This is a genomic window from Kocuria sp. CPCC 205235 (assembly GCF_040980905.1).
In the GTDB taxonomy this organism is placed as follows: Bacteria; Actinomycetota; Actinomycetes; order Actinomycetales; family Micrococcaceae; genus Kocuria; species Kocuria carniphila.
In genome coordinates, this window is sequence record NZ_JAVKPR010000053.1 from 1 (window position 1) to 5,245 (window position 5,245).

Annotated in this window: 3 protein-coding genes and 1 pseudogene; 3 read left to right on the plus strand and 1 reads right to left on the minus strand. The window is 59.0% G+C overall.

Going from position 1 to position 5,245, the window contains the following annotated elements:
- Nucleotides 1-254: 254 nt before the first annotated feature.
- Both RF638_RS15835 and RF638_RS15840 read left to right on the plus strand, forming a co-directional pair.
- Complete coding sequence (locus tag RF638_RS15835) at nt 255-1,649, plus strand: phenylacetate--CoA ligase family protein (protein ID WP_259914572.1); 1,395 nt, start codon at nt 255-257, stop codon at nt 1,647-1,649.
- Between the two features lie 185 nt (nt 1,650-1,834).
- A complete protein-coding gene (locus tag RF638_RS15840) occupies nt 1,835-3,229 on the plus strand; it encodes a CapK protein (RefSeq protein WP_095798681.1) in 1,395 nt (464 codons plus the stop codon).
- Between the two features lie 95 nt (nt 3,230-3,324).
- On the opposite strand, the gene RF638_RS15845 is transcribed toward RF638_RS15840, so the two are convergent.
- The gene (locus RF638_RS15845; RefSeq protein ID WP_216823183.1) at nt 3,325-3,828 is read right to left on the minus strand and encodes a YveK family protein; all 504 of its coding nucleotides are present in this window, start codon (nt 3,826-3,828) and stop codon (nt 3,325-3,327) included.
- Between the two features lie 657 nt (nt 3,829-4,485).
- On the opposite strand from RF638_RS15845, the pseudogene RF638_RS15850 reads away from it, so the two are divergent.
- Nucleotides 4,486-5,245 (plus strand): annotated as a pseudogene (locus tag RF638_RS15850) (hypothetical protein); the annotation flags it as partial.

Genomic DNA, 5,245 nt, shown 5'->3' on the forward strand with positions numbered 1-5,245 from the left:
ACTACATCGCCCGCAGCCTGCTCGAGGCCGGCGGCTTCAGACCGCAACTACACCCTCGATTGTGAAGAGCCAGTAAGCCGTCCGAGCCTGATCATATGAGGCTCGGACAGAAGTGACTCAAAAGTCACAAAGGGGAAACATTTCGTTCAGTCGGCGTGACCTGACGCTCACTTAAGGGGAGACTGGTGCGTGTGCGCAACCCTGTGATCCGGGGGGAGAAACACGGTTGCGCCGTGACATGGGGAGGGGTATTCATGGTTTCGATCCGCGAATTCGTGGCTCATTTGCCACCTGACAAGCGCGAGCTTCTAGCTGCACCAGCGCGGTTGCTGCCGGTCAAGAGTCGTTACGGGCCGATCTACCAACGAACGATCCGCGAGATCGAGAAGGGGCGCACAACGCCGTCGTGGGTACTGGACACCGTGGACGAGCGGTTGACCGAAACGTTCCGCACGGCGCGTGAGGCACCGTATTACACGCGGGGCGGGCACTATGACGTGCTGGATCGCGTGACATCGGGGGACGTGAGCACGCGGGACGCGTTGTCAGAGCTGCCGATCCTCACCCGCGAGGACCTGTCCGAGCACTACCGCGACATGCTCGCGGCTCCGGAAAAGACCGTGGAGCTGTCTGCGAGTTCGGGTACGTCGGGCGACCCCATATTCTTCCTGCTGGACCGCAATCGCGGTGCGCGGGAATGGGCCTACGTGGTGGATTCCTGGTCGAGCACCGGATACCAGCTGGGCCAATGGCGCGTGTTCTTCCGTGGGTTGGACTTACCGCAACATCGGCCGTACTTCGTGATGAACAGCACCGGTGAGATCGTGATCCGGATTCAGACCATTAGTCCGGAGACCGTCCGAGAATGCTGGGAGCTCATCGAGAAGCGGGGCATTAAGTACTTGCACGGTTACCCGTCCACGTTCATGTACCTGGCCAGGCTGCTTGAGGACGCCGATTTCGATACGTCGTGGCGCTTCAAGATCCGAGGTGTAATGCCGGTCTCCGAGCAGTATGGTCCGGAACAGCGTGACGTCCTGCAGCGACTCTTCCCGAACGCGAAACAGGCCGTGTTCTACGGTTTGAGCGAAAAGTCCGTCTTTGCGTGGCTCGATGACGATTTCGTCTACCACCCGTATCCGCTCTATGGGCACGTGGAACTGCTGAACGAGGACGGCACCACGGTGGATGTGGGCGAGCGTGGGCGCATCGTCACCACCACGTTGGACGGGCGGGGCATGCCGCTGGTCCGGTACGACACGGGCGACTCGGCGGAACTGATTGGCCATGACGAGGTGGGCACACCCCTGTTCAAGAATGTCCTGGCTCGAAGAGGCCGTGAGGGCTTGATCAAGGCTGATGGTCAAACCTTCTCGACCACTCCGTTCAACGTGCACGGCCACGAGTTCGAATGCGTCCACCGGTTCAAGATCCGCCAGGACACCCTAGGTAAGGCGGTACTGCTCGTGCAGCCGTCCCAGAAGGCTACCGAGGAAGATCTGGAGCAGTTCCGTCAGCTCATGATTCGTCGCACGGAGAATCAGGTGGAGCTGGACTTCGAGCTGGTCGACGAACTACCGGCCACGATGAACGGAAAGTTCACGCTTCTGGATCAGCGGATTCCCAATGCGCCGACGGCGTGGGCGTAAGCGTTCGCGTGATCTAGGTAGCGATAGGTTTTCACCCGCGTCGAGTGATTTGACGAGTGAGGCCGCCATGGGGGCGGGCGGTTTTCGTTCGCAAAATCGGGCAGGGTCCAGTTCCAGCAGTTCTCCCGAGTCTGGGCGGTCAAGGTATTGTGATTCAAGTTAAATGCGCAAGAGGGGGAGCAGCGGTGGTATCGATCCGTGAATATGTGGGCCATCTTCCGGTCGAGCAAAGGGAGCTCCTGGCTGCCCCGGCAAGGTTACTTCCACCCAAAATGCTTTACGGCCCAGTTTACGAAAGCACCCGCAGAGATATCCAAAAAGCGCGTACTGTGCCGTGGTGGTCGAGTCAGAAAGTCGCCAAGCGACTCGGTGAGACGTTGACTGCCGCATGGCAAGCCCCTTATTACTCCGAGAGGCCCGCCTATCGCGGACTCGAACGGGTGGCTCGGGGAGAGATGACAGCCCACGAAGCGCTGCAGGCCCTCCCTATCCTGACCAGGCGAGAAGTTACTGATCACCACAGGGACATGCTCGTGGTGGATGAGTCCCAGGTCGAGATCTCAGGTACATCAGGGACTTCGGGTGAGCCGGTGCGATTCTTCCTGGACCGCAACCGTGGGGCCAGGGAGTGGGCGTATGTCGTGGATACATGGTCGGATTCCGGTTACGAACTCGGGCAGTGGCGTGCCTTCTTCAGAGGTCAAACGCTGTCCCGGGGCCGTTCGTATATTCTGATGCCCAGCGTCAGAGAATTATTGGTCCGTCTTCAGGCTGTGCAACCAGAATCAATTCGCATGTTCTGGGACCTTATCGCGAAACGAAAAATCCATTTCTTACACGGTTATGCGTCATCATTGCTATATCTGGCGCAATTGCTCGACGAATCAGATTTCGACACATCATGGAGACATGAAATCCGTGGACTGTTCCCGGTTTCTGAACAGTTCACCGTTGCACAGGAGGACATACTCCGGCGCGTTTTCCCGAATGCTGTCATTTTGGTCTTCTATGGCCTCAGTGAAAAGACGGCGTTCGCACGAATGGATCGGGAGCACAACTATCACACCTACCCGCTGTACGGGTATGTGGAGCTGCTGGACCCGAAGGGCGACCCGGTGGGGATCGGTGAACGCGGTCGTGTGGTGACGACAAGCTTGGACGGTCGAGGCATGCCGCTTGTGCGCTACGACACGGGTGATTCGGCAGAGTTTATACGCCGGGAACCCAACGGGTCCGTGGTGTTCAAGGACATTCTCTCCCGGCGAGGGCGGGAAGGATTAGTCCGAGCGGATGGAAAATTGTTCTCGCTCACGTCTTACGGCTTTGACGGAAACGAATTCCCGTTGATCCGCCGGTTCAAGCTCCGACAGGATGTTCCCGGCAGGGCTGTGCTGCAGGTCCAACCTTCACCCTCCGCCAGCGAGTCCGACATTGCCGAGTTCTTCCGTGAAATGGCACTGCGCGGCGAGCATCACGTGGAACTGGAATTGGAAGTCATCGACCGGTTCGAGCCGTCCGCCAGCGGCAAGGAAGTCATGCTGGATCAGCGCATTCCGAATGCTCCGTCCACATGGGCATAGCGGGGTTCGTGCTCGACGTGGCCGTGTCAGAGCCTCAGGTCAGGGGCCTCTCTTGGTAGATCGACCCCTGACCTCGTAAATCAATTATTGGAGCTTCAGCGGCGTCGGTATTGAGCCTGTGCAATGACCACGAAAAGGCCGAGAAGCATACCGATCAATCCACCTGCCGCTGTCAGAACCATCGGGTCGGTGGACGACGGGTCCTGAGGAAGTGACGCCTGGCCCACTGGGGCAAGCTCCACTGCGGTACCGGGCGCGTCCGTGTTGTCACCGAGTTCACCGACATTGGTCCCTAGAACCTTGACCCAGGCGTCCGCCAGTTCTTGCGCTTGTTCCGGTGACTCCGCAGTTGCCGAGACACGTACCTCTGAAGTGTCCAGAGGCACCGTTGTGGTCACGTTCTGAAGCAGGGCCTCAGGGGTCTGCTCCAGATCCAACTCCTCGATGACCGCCGATGCGGTCGAACTGGTGCCGGAGATGCTGCCGAAGGTCACGGCCTTGGACTTGGACAAGTTTTCTCCGGCCAAGGCCTCGGTGGAATCGGAACCTCCGTTGGCAACCACCACTCCCGAAGCCGTCGATGTGTACGTAGTGCCCATGACCGTGGATGCCGCCCAGCCCAGGGCCGCTCCTAGCAGTAGCGTGATGAGCGGGATCCACCACAGTCTGCGGAGTGCTCTACCGAATTGGCCCGTACTGACTTCACCGCGTTCATACGGTCGTCTCTGTCTGGTCGTCTCTTGACTCATCGCGAGTTTGATTCCCCCTCAGCCCTCCCGCGGGGTGTGATCCGCGGGTTTTGCGTCGAACATGCGCGCCTTCCCCAAGGTGCGCAGACGTGTTCCATGGTAAACACACTATCCCCACCCGCGAACGTTACGAGCGTGGGTCAAATAAGGGGCAGCCGCTGACTAGGGGAGACCTCAGAAGTGCGGTATTCCGTTCCGAAAGAACACACTTCGTGGTTACTGTAGTGTCTAGCTACACTCAGCAGATTTCACCATTTTGGTGTCCGCATTCGGGGGAATCGCGGTTCTGCGACTGGTGGACACGCGTGAGCGTGACACAGAAGAACTTCGGGGGGAGACGAGTATGTTCTGGGCTCTGAGCCGTGGACGGTCATCGTGCTGATGGCTGTGGCCGCGGTAATAGCTATCGCAGTGGGCGCATTGTGCTGCGTTGCCCTGGGGCTTTGGCCCAAGGCGGGGACTGCCGTCTTGCTGAGCGCCACGGTGATTGCACAGACCCTGCAAACCATGACCGGTAGCTCACTTGTCGGGTACGTGGATGAATTGGCGGTCTTGGTTGCCGCGGTGGTTTTTCCCGTGCGGCGACTCCTGATCCACGGAGCCTTGAGGTTCATGACCGCGTACTGGTGCTTTGCTGGTTACGCCGCCCTCGGAATCATTTCGGCTCTCCTGTATTCGGTTCCGCTGAACGTATGGGCGGTGAGTGGTTTCCTTTTCTTGAAGGGGCCCCTTCTAATGCTCGGCATCCTGCAGATTGATTGGCACCGTGCCGACCTACCCAGGATCGCGCGATTCGGAACCATTGGTGTGCTGGTCATTCTCGTCTCCGCCCTACTCAACGCCGTGGCTCCCGAGGCCTGGAATTCCGTAGTGGGCCGACAGGAAGTGAGTTATCGGCTGGGCATTCCCAGCCTGACCGGGATCTTTGATCATCCGGTGGGCCTCGCGTCCGTCATGGGCATGGCTTTTCTCGCGATCTTGTCCTATCGACGGATTGTCGAGCGATCCATGGTGTCGTTGGTGCTCATGATCGCGGCGGGTGCGGTGGGAATCCTGACCTTCCGCAGAAAGTCCATCGTCTCGGTCCTGGTGGTGGCCATCGGAACACGTCTGGCACTGCCGGGCAAACTCACCCGGTTCGTGATTCTCCTGGTCATGCTCTTGCCACTGGCGCTCTTGCTGGGGTGGGCGCCGCTGACAGAAGTGGTGACTAACACGTACAACGAGTACTTCACCAACATTGACTCGACCGCCAGAACGACTATGA

What these genes read in the sequence shown, in the direction of transcription:
- RF638_RS15835 (WP_259914572.1), top strand. Translation starts at nt 255, where the DNA reads ATGGTTTCGATCCGCGAATTCGTGGCTCATTTGCCACCTGACAAGCGC.
- RF638_RS15845 (WP_216823183.1), bottom strand. Translation starts at nt 3,828, where the DNA reads ATGGGCACTACGTACACATCGACGGCTTCGGGAGTGGTGGTTGCCAAC.